The sequence below is a fragment of the Lysobacter terrae genome, from assembly GCF_054782215.1.
On record NZ_BAAGSX010000003.1, the window covers coordinates 203,266 to 217,635 of the forward strand.

Consider the following 14,370-nt stretch of genomic DNA (forward strand, 5'->3'; position numbering starts at 1 on the left):
GACCGCCTGCCTCAGGCGGGCTTGTCCGGCTGCATTTCCGGGCGCGCCAGATCGAACGCAGGCAGCTTCATGCAGGCCTGCTCGATGCGCGCGACCGTCGGATACTTCGCCACGTCGATACCGAAGCGGCGCGCGTTGTAGACCTGCGGGATCAGGCAGCAGTCCGCGATCGTCGGCGTCTCGCCTTCGCAGTACAGACCGGTCGAAAGATGGTCGTTGAGCATGGCTTCGATCGCGGCGAAGCCTTCGTTGATCCAGTGCCGTACCCAGACGTCGCGCTCGGGCTGCGGCACGTTCCACTCGTGCTCGAAGTACTGCAGTACGCGCAGATTGTTGAGCGGGTGGATGTCGCAGGCGATCGCCTGGGCCAGCGCACGCGCGCGCTGACGCGAACGCGCGGTCGCGGGCAGCAGCGGGCGTTCGGGCCAGGTCTCGTCGAGATATTCGAGGATCGCCATCGACTGCCGCAGCTGGCGGCTGCCGTGCTGAAGCACCGGCACCAGGCCCTGCGGGTTGATCTTGCGGTATTCGTCCGTGCGCTGTTCGCCGCCGTCGCGCAGCAGGTGGATCGGCACGATCTCGTAGGGCAGGCCCTTGAGGTTCAGGCCGATCCGTACCCGATACGCCGCGCTGGAACGCCAGTACGAATACAGGCGCAACTGGTCGCTGACTTGCCCGTTTTCCACTGCAACCCCCTATCACGGCCAAGCCGTGCGTAACGCACCATAGCCGCCGGACGGACGGGCTGTCCTCCTTCCGCCGGCCCGGCAGCGCCGCCGGTCAGACGGGCTGGCGCTCGATCCGCTGTTCGATCGCGCCGAAGATATCGCCGCCGTCGCGCGACTTCATCTCAATACGCACGGTATCGCCGAACTTCATGAAGGGGGTGAGCGGCTTGCCGTGTTCGAGGGTTTCCACCGTGCGCCGCTCGGCGAAGCAGGAAGCGCCGAGCGAGGTGTCCTCGTTCGCCACCGTGCCCGAGCCGACGATGGTGCCGGCCGTGAGCGGCCGCGTCTTCGCCGCGTGCGCCACGAGCTGGGCGAAGTTGAACTGCATGTCCACGCCGGCTTCCGGTGCGCCGAACCATTCGCCGTTGATGTGCGTGACCATCGGGAGATGGACCTTGCTGTCCTGCCAGGCATCGCCCAGTTCGTCCGGCGTGACGAACACGGGCGACAGCGCCGAGCGCGGCTTGGACTGCAGGAAGCCGAAACCCTTGGCGAGTTCGTTGGGGATCAGATTGCGCAGGCTGACGTCGTTGACCAGGCCGATCAGCTGGATGTGCGCGGCGGCGGCGTCCGCGGTCACGGCCATCGGCACGTCGTCGGTGACGATCACGACCTCGGCTTCGAGGTCGATGCCGTAGTCCTCGCTGACCACGCGCACCGGATCGCGCGGCCCGTAGAAGCCGGCGCTCACCGCCTGGTACATCAGCGGATCGACGTAGAAACTCTCCGGCACCTCGGCACCACGCGCGCGACGCACGCGCTCCACGTGCGGCAGGTACGCACTGCCGTCGACGAATTCGTAGGTGCGGGGCAGCGGCGCAGCGAGCGCGGTCAGATCGACATCGAACGCACCCTCGGCACGACCGTCGTTCAAGGCATCGGACAGCGCGTTGAGGCGCGGCGCGGCATTCGACCAGTCCTCCAGCGCACGCTGCAGCGTATCGGCGATGCCGGTGGCTTTGACGGCGCGCTTCAGATCGCGCGAAACGACGATGAGAGTGCCGTCGCGGCCGCCTTCCTTGAGGGAACCGAGCTTCATAGGGTCTCCGGAAAATTCAGCGCATGCCGCGCGATAGTTGCAATTGTAACGGAGGGCGCCCCCGTAAAAAGCAGTTGCGATTGCGCCGAACGCGCCGCAGCGCGTGTCTGCGGTGAACGATGGTACGGGCTGCGTATCACCCCGATCCACCGCACCGGGAGCGAAAAACAAAAAACCCGCCTTGCGGCGGGTTCTTCGTGGATTTGGCAGCCCCGGATGGATTCGAACCACCGAATGTCTGAGTCAGAGTCAGATGCCTTACCGCTTGGCGACGGGGCTGTGCAATGGATCCTACAGTTCCGAATATTAGCGCTTCGAGAACTGCGTGGCACGACGTGCCTTGTGCAGACCGACCTTCTTACGCTCGACTTCGCGCGCGTCGCGGGTCATGAAACCGGCCTTGCGCAGTTCGGTCTTCAGCGATTCATCGTACTCGACCAGCGCGCGGGCGATGCCCAGGCGGATCGCACCGGCCTGACCGGTGATGCCGCCGCCGGCGACGGTGACGAGAACGTCGAACTTGTCGCTCGACTTGGTCAGCTCAAGCGGCTGACGCACGATCATGCGCGCGGTCTCGCGGCCGAAGAACTCGTCGATCGGACGCTGGTTGATGGTGATCTTGCCGTCGCCCTTGCGCAGGAACACGCGGGCGGTGGAGGACTTGCGACGGCCGGTGCCGTAATTCTGCTGGAGTGCCATGTGCTGGATGCCTTAGAAGTCGAGCGGCTGCGGCTGCTGCGCGGCGTGCGGATGTTCGGTGCCCTTGTAGACCTTGAGCTTGCGATACATCGCGCGGCCCAGCGGATTCTTCGGGAGCATGCCCTTGACGGCGATTTCGATCACGCGCTCCGGGTGGCGCTCAAGCGCCTGACCGAGGGTCTCGGACTTCAGGTTGCCGATGTAACCGGTGAAGCGGTGGTACATCTTGTCCTGCAGCTTGTTGCCGGTCACGGCGATCTTCTCGGCGTTGATCACCACGAGGTAATCGCCGGTATCGACGTGCGGGGTGTAGACGGGCTTGTGCTTACCGCGCAGACGGCGCGCGAGTTCGGAGCACAGACGGCCAAGGGTCTTGCCCGAGGCGTCAACGATGTACCAGTCGCGTTGGACGGTCTCGTTCTTGGCGGTGAAAGTCTTCATGACTGCTCTGCTATGGGTGAGTCTGGTCGGGCTGATTACGCTCGGGACGCAGCGGGATAGGCTGCCATCGACCGGCGAAACTTCGCCTCGCGTTTTGGGTGGTGCGAAAAGAGGCGGAATGATAGCGGCCTCTCCCGGCCACCGCAAGCCCGCGAAAACCCGCGTGCTAGCATCGCCGGCCATGTCTCCGGCCGTCCGCCCCGCCCCTCCCGGCTCGAGCCCGACCCGCTCGCCCCAGGATGAATCGGCGCCGGACCGGCTGCTCGCCCTGGCCGATCGCTGCGTCCAGTGCGGATTGTGCCTGCCCGCCTGCCCCACTTATCTCCTGGACCGGACCGAAGCGGAGTCGCCGCGAGGCCGGATCGCGCTGGCCAGGGCCTGGGAATCGGGCTTGGTCGAACCGACCGCCGTCGCCGATCGCCACCTCGATCACTGCCTGGGCTGCCGCAGTTGCGAGGCGGTCTGCCCCGCGGACGTCGCTTACGGCGAACTGCTCGTGGCCGCCCGTACCCGCCAGCGCGAGCGGCGCGGCCACGGCTGGCGCCAGCGGACAGCCGAGTGGCTGACGGCGCGTCCTGGCCTGCTGTCCTTGCTGTTGTCGGTGTACCGGCGGCTGTTCGACCGGCTTCCGGCGAAGCTGCGGCCACTGCCGCGCCCCCCTGGCGCGGTGCTGCAGGGGCAGCCCCCGCGCGCGACCCCAGAGGCGACCGTGGCGCTTTTCATGGGTTGCGTGGCACGGCCGTACGAAACCGCCTTGCGCGAGGCCCTTGCCCGCCTATGCGCGGCAGCAGGATTCGCCATCCACACGCCCGAGTCGCAGACCTGCTGCGGCGCCTTGCATGCGCACGGCGGCGCGTCCGGTGCGGCCGCGCGATTGGCAGCGACCAATCGCGCCGCGCTCTCCAGTCACCAGATCGTGCTGACACTGGCAAGTGGCTGCCACGAAGCCGTGCACGATGCGCTATCCGGCACCACGACGGTGAGCGACGCCATCGCCTTCCTGCACCGGCACGTGGACCGGCTCGCGTTCAACCCGCGCAATGAGCGCATCGCCCTGCACCTGCCCTGCACACAGCGCAATGTGGTCGGATCGGCCGCCGCGCTGCGCGCATTGCTGGCGCGCGTGCCCGGGCTTCAGTTGCTCGAACTACCCCACGGCTACGGTTGCTGCGGCGCCGCCGGCACCCAGATGCTGCTGGAACCCGATCGCGCGGCCGCCTACCGCCAGCCACTGATCGAAGCCTTCGAAAACAGCGGCGCGACCCGCCTGCTCAGCGCCAACATCGGCTGCCGCCTGCATTTCGCGAATGCCACCGCCAAGCCTGTGCAGCACCCGCTCGAATTTCTCGCCGAGTGCCTTACAGATCCGCCACACGCGCCGCCCAAGGCGCAGCAGTAAACTTCGCCCATGAACGCACGCGCCCTCACCCCGCTCGACCGCCTGCTCATCGATGCGCAGAACGCACTGGATACGGTCTTCGGCGCACCGCTCGCGCAACGCGCGAACCCCTCCGCCCTGGAGCCCGACGTAGTGCTCGACGAGGCCGAGCGCCGCCACGCCGCCGGCCTGATGCGCATCAACCACGTCGGCGAGGTCTGCGCCCAGGCGCTGTACGTCGGCCAGGCCGCGGTCGCGCGCGACGAAACCACACGCGCGCACCTGCTCGAAGCCGCGCAGGAAGAAACCGACCACCTCGCCTGGTGCGCGCAACGCTTGGACGAACTGGACAGCCGACCCAGTCTGCTCAACCCGCTGTGGTACGCCGGCAGCTATGCGATCGGCGCGCTCGCCGGCCTGCGCGGCGACGGCTGGAACCTGGGCTTCGTGGTCGAAACCGAACGCCAGGTCGAAGCCCATCTGGACGAGCACCTGCAAACGCTGCCCGCCGCCGACGCACGCAGCCGCGCCATCCTGCAGGTGATGAAGGAAGATGAGGCGCGCCATGCCGACAATGCGCGGGCGCAAGGCGCGCGCATCCTGCCGCCGCCGGTGCCGACGCTGATGGCGATGGCGTCGAATCTGATGAAGTCGATCGCTTATCGGGTCTGACTGGCGCGCTTCGCGCGCCTCCCCTCATCCGCCCTTCGGGCACCTTCTCCCCGCAAGCGGGGAGAAGGAAGAGCCCCCTCGCCCCGCTTGCGGGGAGAGGGACAGCGTCGCGCGGCGACGCAGGGTGAGGGGACGTGCCGCAGCCGCGATAAAAAACAAAAAGGCCGGCAATTGCCGGCCTTTTTCAGTTCCACGCCCCAATCAATCGAGCAGATTGCGCCCGTGGTAGAGCTCTTCGATCTCGCGCTTGAGCCGCGCTTCGATCTTCATGCGCTCCTTGAACGACAGGTTCTTCGCCTTCTCCTCGAACAGGTAGGTGTCGAGGTCGAATTCCTTCAGGTGCATCTTCGTGTGGAAGATGTTTTCCTGGTAAACGTTCACGTCGAGCATTTCGTAGCGCGACTTGATGTTCTTGGCCAGGTAGTCCTGGATCGAGTTGATCTTGTGATCGATGAAGTGCTTCTTGCCCTTGATGTCGCGGGTAAAGCCACGGACGCGGTAGTCCATGACCACGATGTCCGACTCCAGGCTCTCGATCAGGTAGTTCAGGGCCTTCAGCGGCGAGATCACGCCGCAGGTCGCCACGTCGATGTCGGCGCGGAAGGTCGCGATGCCGTTGTCCGGATGGGTCTCCGGATAGGTGTGCACGGTGATGTGCGACTTGTCCATGTGCGCGACCACGGCTTCCGAGATCACGCCCTTGGCGTCGGCCTTGTCGATGACCGGCTGCTCGGAGATCAGGATCGTCACCGAGGCGCCCTGCGGGTCGTAGTCCTGGCGGGCGATGTTGAGGATGTTCGCGCCGATGATGTCCGCCACATCGGTCAGGATCTGGGTCAGGCGGTCGGCGTTGTAGGCCTCGTCGATGTACTCGATGTAGCGCTTGCGCTCCTCTTCGGATGCCGCGAAGCACACGTCGTAGATGTTGAACGAGAGCGCCTTGGTGAGGTTGTTGAAGCCCTGAAGCTTCAGGCGCGGCAGCGGCTTGACCACTTCGTCTATCCAGGTCTGGCGGCGGGGGGCCGCGCTTGCGAGGGCGCGATTATGAGGCAATCGGACACGGGGGCCAAACGTCGGCGCAGGGTGAAGGGCGCAGCCTCGCGGAGAGGCGCTGCGGCGCCCGAAAAGGCCTTTTGCGATGGCCGTCTTCATTTTGGTGACCGCCAACGGCAATATCCGGCACTATTTGCCCATGCGGCCGCTTGGGCTAAGCTCCGCCGGTTCCTATCAACTCATCAAGCTGGTTGATCCCGTGATAGCCCTGCGCAAGACCAACAGCCCTTTGATGCCGGACAGCGCCACCATCGAGCGCTTCCTCGCACATTGCCACCGCCGCCGCTATCCCTCCCGGACCGACGTGTTCCGACCGGGCGACCCGGCCAACACGATCTACTACCTGATCTCCGGGTCGGTGAGCATCATCACCGAGGAGGACGACGGTCGTGAGCTCGTGCTCGGCTACCTCGGCCCAGGCGAGTTCATCGGCGAACTCGGCCTGTTCGTGGAGAGCGACCGCCGCGAAGTCGTCCTGCGCACCCGCACCCCGTGCGAGCTCGCCGAGATCGGCCACGAGCGCTTCTACGACCTGCTGCTGACCCGCCTGGCGACCGACGCGCCCAAGCTGCTGTACCAGATCGGCGCCCAGATCTCGCGCCGCCTGCTGGACACCAGCCGCAAGGCCGGCCGCCTGGCGTTCCTGGACGTCACCGACCGCATCGTCCGCGCCCTGCACGACCTGGCCAAGGAACCCGAGGCCATGAGTCACCCGCAGGGCACGCAGATCCGCGTGTCGCGCCAGGAGCTGTCCCGCCTGGTCGGCTGCTCGCGCGAAATGGCCGGCCGCGTCCTCAAGAAGCTGCAGGCCGACAACAAGCTCCACGCCCGCGGCAAGACCGTGGTCCTCTACGGAACCCGCGGCTGAGCCACGGACCGGTGATGGCGAAGCTGGCCGGTTCGTCCTCCACGGCGGTACGTATCCGTGCAGCCCAGATCGGCGACGCCAACGACGTCGCCGCCCTGCTGGAGGAGTTGGGCTATCCGTGCAACCGCGATGAAGCCCTCGAGCGGATCTCGCGGGTGCTGCACGATCCGCACCTGTTCTGCGTCGTCGCGGAGATCGAAGGCGGCGTCTGTGGGCTGATGTCGCTCGACATCCGCTACTCGTTCGCCCGTGGCGCCGAGCTGGCGCGCATCACCGCCCTGGTCGTTTCGTCCCAGTGCAGCCGGCAGGGCATCGGCCGCCGGCTGCTGCGCGAAGCCGAGGCCATCGCCCGCCGCGCCCAGGCGGCGCGCATCGAGGTCACCAGCAATCCGCGGCGCAAGGTCGCCCACGACTTCTACCTGGGCTGCGGCTACAACGAAGGCTCCAGGCATTTCATCAAGCTACTGGGCGACTGATCGCGCCCGCAGGAGAACCCATGCAGTGCCCGAAGTGCGATGCCGCGATGGCGCCCGTCGCCTACCAGAACTCGACTGTCCATCGCTGCACCAACTGCACCGGGCTGTGGTTCGCACCCGTCGACCACGAGCGCCTCAAGGACCTGGCGAAGGAAATCGACAGCGGCGACGCCGAAGTCGGCAAGCAATACAACCGCGTCGACCGCATCACCTGCCCGACCTGCACCAACTGGCCGCTGATCCGCATGGTCGATCCGCAGCAGCCGCACATCTGGTTCGAGAGCTGCAAGAACTGCTACGGGCGCTTCTACGACGCGGGCGAATTCCGCGATTTCGCCGAGCACACCGTGGTGGAGTTTTTCGAGGACCTCAACGCTCCCGAGCGGACCTGAGCGACTGCGGTTCTGCGACGCTGCGCCGCAAGCGCTGCGCGAACAGCCAATCCCGCCAATCGCTACGCCGCAGCATCTGCTGCGGGAATTCGTGCGCCATGCCGTCGATGACGGTGAACCGCGGGCGGCCGCCGGCCGCGGCGACGGCCTGCGCCCACATGCGGTCGGCGGCATAGGGGTTTTCCGCGTCCGCGCTGCCGTGGACCAGCCACATGGGCACGCTGGCGACGCCCGCGGCGAGATCGCGTTCCGGCGGCACCGGCGCGAAGGCTACGACGGCAGCGAAGCGCCGCGGCCGCTCGACCACCGCATCCAGGGCCGCGGAGGCCCCCATCGAGAAGCCGACGAGATAGATCCGCTCGGTATCGATCGAGGGCTGCGAAGCGACGTCGTCGATCAAGGCCAGCACGGCCGCCAGCGAGGCACCGGGCACCGACGCGGCCAGGCCATCGCGCCCGGTGTGGTATTCGGCACTGCGCACGGACACTTGCGGTACCAGCACGTAGGCCGCAAAGCGTTCGCGCAGCGCCGGCTCCGCCCAGGCGCGCGCGACAGGCCCGATCTGCCTGGTGTTGTCGTCGCCCATCGCGCCCGAGCCGTGCAGCAGCACCACCAGCGGATAGCGCCGGCCGGAAGCCAATGACGATGGCGCCATCAGCCGGTACGGCACCCGCATGCCCCGGTTGTCCACGAACGAGGAAGGGGCGAACCGCACATCCACCGCGGCCTCCAAGGCGGGCGCCGACGCGCTCGCAGCACGCGCATGGGCGTCGTAGGCCTCATGACGGACGTCGGCACGCCGCCAGAGTGCGCATCCGCCCACGGCGGCGGCGGCGATCAGCGCCGCACATACGACCGGCCAATGCCATCTACGCATGGTCGGCCCCTGTCGTCGATCAGCCGCGAGCGGGGCTTGCGGTCGCGGCCGGCGGCACCGCTTCACCGCCGCGCTTGCGGCAACCCCAGTTGAGGATCGGCGTACCCGCCGGCAGCACGCGCTGGAACAGCGCCACACGCGACGGCTTGGGATTCACCACCACCGGCTTGCGCGCGGCGAGCAGCAGCGGCAGGTCGGCGCTGCTGTCGGAATAGGCGATCGCGACCTCGTCGCGGAAACCCGCTTCGCGCAGCATCGTCATCTTCATTTCGTTGTGGCAATGCCGCCTCGCGCCGAGGCCGCCCAGGCGCGGCCCGATCTCCGTCCCCACCACCGGCACGTCTTCATGCGCGACGAAGGCGAGGATCGCGCGCGCCAGTTCCGGCGGCGCGCCGGTGGCGACGACCACACGATCGCCCGCCTGGCGATGCCGGTGCAGCGCTTCGATTCCGATCGGCAGCAAGCGCCTGCGGATCTCCTCCGCGTGCGTGGCGACATAGCGATCGATCAGCCTGTCCAGTTCCTTGGAACGATGGAAACCAACCGTGCCCGCCCAGACGAAGGCGCTGACGCCGAACCGCCGCGTCGGCAGGAACGCCACCAGCGGCAGGAACACCGGCAGCATCGGCAGCGCCAGCAGACGCCGCCACCCGCTGCGGCGGATCAGCCAGGCGAACAGATGACTGCCTGAATCGCCGTCGTAGAGCGTGTGGTCGAAGTCGAAGACGACCAGCGGCGCACCATCGCGCGTCTTCGGATACTGCTTTCCCTTCACGCTCATGCGCGCGGCTCAGCTGAAGAACAGGCGCTTGAGCGCCGCGCCCGGGTCGGTTTGGCGCATGAAGCTCTCGCCGACCAGGAAGGTGTCTACGCCGTTGCCGCGCATCTTCGCGACGTCCTCGCGCGTGGCGATGCCGCTTTCGGTGACCAGGATGCGGTCCCGCGGCACCGCGTCTTTCAGCGCGAGTGTGGTATCAAGCGATACCTCGAAGGTGCGCAGGTTGCGATTGTTCACCCCGATCAGCTCGCAATCGGTCTGCAGCGCGCGTTCGAGTTCGTCGATGTCGTGCACTTCCACCAGCACGTCCATGTCCAGTTCGCCGGCGAGGTTGGCCAGCTCGATCATCTGCGCATCCTCCAGCGCGGCGACGATCAGCAGGATGCAGTCGGCGCCGATCATGCGCGCCTCGTACACCTGATACGGATCGACGATGAAGTCCTTGCGGATCACCGGCAGGCGGCAGGCGCTGCGCGCCTCGCTGAGGTACAGGTTGCTGCCCTGGAAAAAATCGACGTCGGTCAGCACCGACAGGCAGGCGGCGCCGCCGGCCTCGTAGCTGCGCGCGATCTCCGCCGGGCGGAAGTCGGCGCGGATGACGCCCTTGGACGGGCTGGCCTTCTTCACCTCCGCAATCACCGCCGGCTCGCCGGCCTGCAACCGGGAGCGGATCGAACGCACGAAACCGCGCGTCGCCGGCTGATTGAGCGCGCGGGCGCGCAGCTCCGACAGCGGGCGCACACGGCTGCGCTGTTCGATCTCCTCGGCCTTGCGGGCGAGGATGGTGGTAAGGATGTCGGTCATGGGGGGAGATTTTACGGGGCTTGCGGTTTTCCGTATGCCCGGGTCACCTTCGCCACGCGCAGCTCGAAATGTTCGTACCAATGCTTGCGTCCGTGCGCGCGCGTCGCCGCGTGCTCGGCGTGATGCTTCCACGCGCCGATCGCCGCTTCGCTCTCCCAGTACGACACGGTGATGCCGAAGCCGTCGGCGCCGCGCACCGACTCGGCCCCGAGGTAACCGGGTTGCTGCTGGGCCAGCTCCAGCATGCGCTCGGCCGCGGCCGCGTAGCCGGCCTCGTCGTCGCTGTTGCGCTGCGAGGAGAAGATCACCGCGAAGTACGGCGGCTCGGGCAGTTTGGCGAAGCCGTTCATGCGGAAACCCCCGCGACATCGCGCGTTGCGGCGATGAACTGTTCCAGCTTGGCCCGTGCGGCACCGGAAGCGACCGCCTCGCGCGCGCGGCCGATGCCCTGCTCGATCGAATCGGCAACGCCCGCGGCATACAGCGCCGCACCGGCATTGAGCGCGACGATCTCCAGCGGCAGACCCGGCTTGTTGTCGAGCGCGCCCAGCAGCATCGCCTTCGACTCCAGCGCATCGGCCACGCGCAGGTTGCGCGAGGCGGCCATGGCGATGCCGAAGTCTTCCGGATGCACTTCGTACTCGCGCACCACGCCGTCGCGCAGCTCGCCGACCAGCGTGGCCGCGCCCAGCGAGAGTTCATCCATGCCGTCTCGGCCCCACACGACCAGCGCGCGTCGCGCACCCAGCTCCTGCAGCACGCGCACCTGGATGCCGACGAGGTCCGGATGGAACACGCCCATCAGGATGTTCGGCGCATTCGCCGGATTGGTCAGCGGCCCGAGGATGTTGAAGATCGTGCGTACGCCCATCTCGCGGCGCACCGGCGCCACCGTCTTCATCGCCGGGTGATGCACCGGCGCGAACATGAAGCCGATGCCGCAGCGCTCGATGCAGGCCGCGACCTGCTCGGGCTGCAACTCGATATTGGCGCCCAGCGCTTCGAGCACGTCGGCGCTGCCCGACTTCGAGGACACGCTGCGGTTGCCGTGCTTGGCGACCTTGGCGCCGGCCGCGGCGACGACGAACATCGACGCGGTGGAAATATTGAAGGTGTGCGCGCCATCGCCGCCGGTGCCGACGATGTCGACCAGGTTGGCGCGGTCGGCGACCTGCACCGGGCGCGCGAATTCGCGCAGCACCGTTGCCGCGCCGGCGATCTCGCCGACGGTTTCCTTCTTCACCCGCAGGCCGGTGAGGATGGCCGCGGTCATGGTCGCAGACACCTCGCCGCGCATGATCTGCCGCATCAGATCCACCATTTCGTCGTGGAAGATCTCGCGGTGCTCGATGGTGCGCTGGAGCGCTTCTTGCGGTGTGATGGGCATTCCCGCCTCACTTCTCCAGGAAGTTCTTCAACAACGCATGCCCATGCTCGGTCAGGATCGACTCGGGATGGAACTGCACGCCTTCGACCGGGTGCTCGCGATGGCGCAGGCCCATGATCTCGTCGAAGGAGCCGTCGTCGTTGTCGGTCCAGGCCGTCATTTCCAGACAGTCGGGCAGCGTGTCGCGGGCGACGACCAGCGAGTGGTAGCGCGTGGCTTCGTAACCGTCCGGCAGGCCGGCGAACACGCCCTGCCCTTCGTGGCGGATGCGCGAGGTTTTGCCGTGCATGATCGTTTTGGCGCGGATCACGTCGCCACCATAGGCCTGGCCGATGCTCTGATGCCCCAGGCACACGCCCAGGATCGGCGTGGTGCCGCCGAGCTCGCGGATCACATCGACCGAAACGCCCGCCTCGTTCGGCGTGCACGGTCCGGGCGAGATCACGATGCGCTCGGGCGCCAGCGCCCGGATCTGCGCCACCGACAGTTCGTCGTTGCGCACCACCTTCACCTCGGCGCCCAGCGTCTGCAGGTACTGCACGAGGTTGAAGGTGAAGCTGTCGTAGTTGTCGATCATCAACAGCATGGAACGGCCTACTTCCGGTGCCGCGGCGGGGGCGCGGACGGGCCGGGCAGGATATCGCATGCGCTTGCCGGCCGCCGGGTCGCACTCATGAAACTTCGGTGTCGGGGGCGGCCAGGTCGTTCGCAGCCTGGCAGCGCAGTCAGGCTCAGCCCGGCAGGATCAGTCGCACACGCAACCCCGGCGCGCGATCCAGCAACAGCACCCGGCCGCCATGGCGCTGCGCGATCGCGCGCACCAGGCTCAGGCCCAGGCCGACACCGGGCGAGCCGCGGTGGCTCTCCAGGCGCTGGAATCGGTCGAAGACGCGTTCGCGATCGGCTTCGGGAATTCCGGGCCCACGGTCGTCGATCTGCAGCGCTACGCCCTCGGCGTCGGTGAGCAGCGAGACATCGACATCGCTGCCCGCCGGCGCGTACTTGACCGCGTTGTCGAGCAGATTGACCACGGCCTGGAACAACTGGTCGCGATCGCCATGCACCGATGCCGGCAGCAAGGCGGCACGAAGGCGGACGTCGCGATCCGCTGCGCTGGGGGAATACAGATCCACCGCATCGGTCACCAGCGCGCGCAGATCCACCTCCGGATCGTCCGCGGACGGCGCCTGCGCCTCGATGCGCGCCAGCCGCAACAACGCGCCGAAGGACTGCAGCAGCTGATCGGTTTCGGCCACTGCCCCGTCCAGCGCGGTGCGTTGGGTCGCATCGGCCTGCTGGCGCAGTTCCTCCAGACGATTGCGCAGTCGGGTCAGCGGCGTGCGCAAGTCGTGCGCGATGTGATCGGTGGCGTGGCGCACGCCGCCGAGCAATTCCTCGATCCGGTCGAGCATGCCGTTGAAGCGGCGCGCCAGCCGGTCGAAGGCGTCGTCGCTGTGATCCAGCGACGCGCGCAGGGTCAGCTCGCCGCCGCCCACGCGTTCCGCCGTGGCATCGAGGCTACGCAGACGACGCGACACCCAGCGCGACGTCGACCAGCCGATCAGCGCACCCAGCGTGGCGGCAAAGAGCAGCGCCACCAGCGCCGTGCGCTGCATCAGCACGAGGAAGCGATCCTGCGAGCGCAGTCGCAGCCCGGTCAGCAGCCGGCTGCCGTCGGGCAGCTTCTGTTCGTAGGCGACCACACGCAGCGTGCCGTCTTCGCCGGGTTCGTCGAATTCCGTCCAGCGCGTCGTGATCGGCCCATGCCGCAAGGGCTGGACGTTACCGACAAGCCGCCGTCCCTGCGGTGAAGCCAACGCATAGACCGCATCGGGATCTTCGGGCGCTTCCTGCCGGCGCTGCAGTTCTTCGAGCAGCGCGCTGCGCCCGTCCTCGCGGTACAGGTCGACCAGCCCCGCCGCATCGGTACGCACCAGTTCGCGCGTGTCCTGCAGCAACAATGTCGAGACCGCGTAGTAGATGCCCGCGCCGAGCAGGACGAAGGCCAGCAGGAACGAGCCCATCACCACCAGCGCCAGCCGCGTGCTGGTGGAGAGCGGCCGCAAACTCGTGCGCCCAGCCAAACTATTCACCCAGCCTGTAGCCCGCGCCGCGCACCGTGTGCAGCAGCGGGCGCGCGAAGCCATGATCGATCTTCTGCCGCAGCCGGCTGATGTGCACGTCGATGACGTTCGTCTGCGGATCGAAGTGATAGTCCCACACCGCTTCCAGCAGCATGGTGCGCGTCACCACGCGCTCGGCCTGGCGCATCAGGTATTCGAGCAGGCGGAACTCGCGCGGCTGCAGTTCGATGCGGCGGTCGCCGCGACGGGCTTCGCGGCTGAGCAGGTCCAGTTCGAGCTCGCCCACGCGCAGGCGCGTCGGCTCGCGTTCGTCGCCGCTGCGCTGGCGGCGCACGATGCTGTCCAGGCGCGCACTCAGTTCGGCGTAGGCGAACGGCTTAACGAGATAGTCATCGGCACCGGCGCGCAGGCCTTCGACGCGGTGATCCACTTCGCCCAGCGCCGTGAGTAGCACCAGCGGCGTGCGGCTGCCGGCGCCGCGCAAGGTCTGCAGCACGACCAGACCATCGACGCCGGGCAGCATGCGATCGAGCACGATCGCGTCGTAGCTCTCGGTCGTGGCCAGGAACAGGCCCTGCTTGCCGTCCGCGGCGTGATCGACCGCATGCCCATCCTCGCGCAGGCCCTTAAGGATGAAGGCCGCGGTATGGGGATCGTCTTCGACCAGCAGGATGCGCATGTCAGCTCCGGGCTC

Annotated in this window: 18 protein-coding genes and 1 tRNA gene; 5 read left to right on the top strand and 14 right to left on the bottom strand. The window is 67.4% G+C overall.

Annotated features, from left to right (window positions below):
- Window positions 1–11 precede the first annotated feature (11 nt).
- From maiA to rplM, 5 genes are all read right to left on the bottom strand, one after another.
- Window positions 12–686 carry a maleylacetoacetate isomerase gene (maiA, locus tag ACYVJ8_RS10140; protein WP_460711950.1) on the bottom strand — a complete coding sequence of 225 codons (675 nt, stop codon included), beginning with the start codon at window positions 684–686 and terminating at the stop codon, window positions 12–14.
- A 94-nt stretch (window positions 687–780) separates the two neighbouring features.
- Window positions 781–1,767: a fumarylacetoacetate hydrolase family protein gene (locus tag ACYVJ8_RS10145; protein ID WP_460711952.1), complete on the bottom strand. Its 987-nt coding sequence runs from the start codon at window positions 1,765–1,767 to the stop codon at window positions 781–783.
- Between the two features lie 204 nt (window positions 1,768–1,971).
- A tRNA-Gln gene (locus ACYVJ8_RS10150) sits at window positions 1,972–2,046 on the bottom strand.
- A gap of 27 nt (window positions 2,047–2,073) precedes the next feature.
- Window positions 2,074–2,466, bottom strand: a complete 393-nt coding sequence (gene rpsI, locus ACYVJ8_RS10155) for a 30S ribosomal protein S9 (RefSeq protein ID WP_460711954.1) — start codon at window positions 2,464–2,466, stop codon at window positions 2,074–2,076.
- A gap of 12 nt (window positions 2,467–2,478) precedes the next feature.
- The gene (rplM, locus tag ACYVJ8_RS10160) at window positions 2,479–2,907 is read right to left on the bottom strand and encodes a 50S ribosomal protein L13 (RefSeq protein ID WP_460711956.1); all 429 of its coding nucleotides are present in this window, start codon (window positions 2,905–2,907) and stop codon (window positions 2,479–2,481) included.
- Between the two features lie 181 nt (window positions 2,908–3,088).
- Between rplM and ACYVJ8_RS10165 the strand changes: the two genes are divergently transcribed.
- Together ACYVJ8_RS10165 and coq7 are read left to right on the top strand one after the other, a co-directional pair.
- The gene (locus ACYVJ8_RS10165; protein WP_460711958.1) at window positions 3,089–4,306 is read left to right on the top strand and encodes a (Fe-S)-binding protein; all 1,218 of its coding nucleotides are present in this window, start codon (window positions 3,089–3,091) and stop codon (window positions 4,304–4,306) included.
- Between the two features lie 9 nt (window positions 4,307–4,315).
- Complete coding sequence (gene coq7, locus ACYVJ8_RS10170; RefSeq protein WP_460711960.1) at window positions 4,316–4,957, top strand: 2-polyprenyl-3-methyl-6-methoxy-1,4-benzoquinone monooxygenase; 642 nt, start codon at window positions 4,316–4,318, stop codon at window positions 4,955–4,957.
- A 201-nt stretch (window positions 4,958–5,158) separates the two neighbouring features.
- Here the strand turns inward: coq7 and speD are convergent, their stop codons facing one another.
- On the bottom strand, window positions 5,159–5,950 hold the full coding sequence (gene speD / locus ACYVJ8_RS10175; RefSeq protein WP_460711962.1) for an adenosylmethionine decarboxylase: 792 nt from the start codon (window positions 5,948–5,950) through the stop codon (window positions 5,159–5,161).
- Between the two features lie 292 nt (window positions 5,951–6,242).
- Here speD and crp point away from each other — a divergent pair, with 292 nt between their 5' ends.
- From crp to ACYVJ8_RS10190, 3 genes are read left to right on the top strand one after another with little or no spacing between them, the layout of a single operon-like run.
- Window positions 6,243–6,878: a cAMP-activated global transcriptional regulator CRP gene (crp, locus tag ACYVJ8_RS10180; protein WP_460712141.1), complete on the top strand. Its 636-nt coding sequence runs from the start codon at window positions 6,243–6,245 to the stop codon at window positions 6,876–6,878.
- Between the two features lie 14 nt (window positions 6,879–6,892).
- Window positions 6,893–7,354: a GNAT family N-acetyltransferase gene (locus tag ACYVJ8_RS10185; RefSeq protein WP_460711964.1), complete on the top strand. Its 462-nt coding sequence runs from the start codon at window positions 6,893–6,895 to the stop codon at window positions 7,352–7,354.
- 20 nt (window positions 7,355–7,374) lie between these two features.
- The gene (locus tag ACYVJ8_RS10190) at window positions 7,375–7,746 is read left to right on the top strand and encodes a zf-TFIIB domain-containing protein (RefSeq protein ID WP_460711966.1); all 372 of its coding nucleotides are present in this window, start codon (window positions 7,375–7,377) and stop codon (window positions 7,744–7,746) included.
- On the opposite strand, the gene ACYVJ8_RS10195 is transcribed toward ACYVJ8_RS10190, so the two are convergent.
- From ACYVJ8_RS10195 to ACYVJ8_RS10230, 8 genes are all read right to left on the bottom strand, one after another.
- Window positions 7,724–8,623, bottom strand: coding sequence for a carboxylesterase family protein (locus ACYVJ8_RS10195; protein WP_460711968.1), 900 nt, complete (start codon window positions 8,621–8,623; stop codon window positions 7,724–7,726). The genes ACYVJ8_RS10190 and ACYVJ8_RS10195 overlap by 23 nt on opposite strands.
- A gap of 19 nt (window positions 8,624–8,642) precedes the next feature.
- Window positions 8,643–9,404 carry a haloacid dehalogenase-like hydrolase gene (locus tag ACYVJ8_RS10200; protein WP_460711970.1) on the bottom strand — a complete coding sequence of 254 codons (762 nt, stop codon included), beginning with the start codon at window positions 9,402–9,404 and terminating at the stop codon, window positions 8,643–8,645.
- Between the two features lie 9 nt (window positions 9,405–9,413).
- On the bottom strand, window positions 9,414–10,205 hold the full coding sequence (trpC, locus tag ACYVJ8_RS10205) for an indole-3-glycerol phosphate synthase TrpC (RefSeq protein ID WP_460711972.1): 792 nt from the start codon (window positions 10,203–10,205) through the stop codon (window positions 9,414–9,416).
- Window positions 10,206–10,216: 11 nt separating this feature from the next.
- Window positions 10,217–10,555, bottom strand: coding sequence for an antibiotic biosynthesis monooxygenase family protein (locus ACYVJ8_RS10210; protein ID WP_460711974.1), 339 nt, complete (start codon window positions 10,553–10,555; stop codon window positions 10,217–10,219).
- On the bottom strand, window positions 10,552–11,592 hold the full coding sequence (gene trpD, locus ACYVJ8_RS10215) for an anthranilate phosphoribosyltransferase (protein WP_460711976.1): 1,041 nt from the start codon (window positions 11,590–11,592) through the stop codon (window positions 10,552–10,554). The genes ACYVJ8_RS10210 and trpD overlap by 4 nt, the downstream gene beginning before the upstream one ends.
- A 7-nt stretch (window positions 11,593–11,599) precedes the next feature.
- On the bottom strand, window positions 11,600–12,178 hold the full coding sequence (locus tag ACYVJ8_RS10220; RefSeq protein ID WP_460711978.1) for an anthranilate synthase component II: 579 nt from the start codon (window positions 12,176–12,178) through the stop codon (window positions 11,600–11,602).
- Between the two features lie 145 nt (window positions 12,179–12,323).
- Window positions 12,324–13,685 carry a sensor histidine kinase gene (locus ACYVJ8_RS10225; RefSeq protein ID WP_460711980.1) on the bottom strand — a complete coding sequence of 454 codons (1,362 nt, stop codon included), beginning with the start codon at window positions 13,683–13,685 and terminating at the stop codon, window positions 12,324–12,326.
- A complete protein-coding gene (locus ACYVJ8_RS10230) occupies window positions 13,678–14,355 on the bottom strand; it encodes a response regulator transcription factor (RefSeq protein WP_460711982.1) in 678 nt (225 codons plus the stop codon). The genes ACYVJ8_RS10225 and ACYVJ8_RS10230 overlap by 8 nt, the downstream gene beginning before the upstream one ends.
- Between the last annotated feature and the right edge of the window lie 15 nt (window positions 14,356–14,370).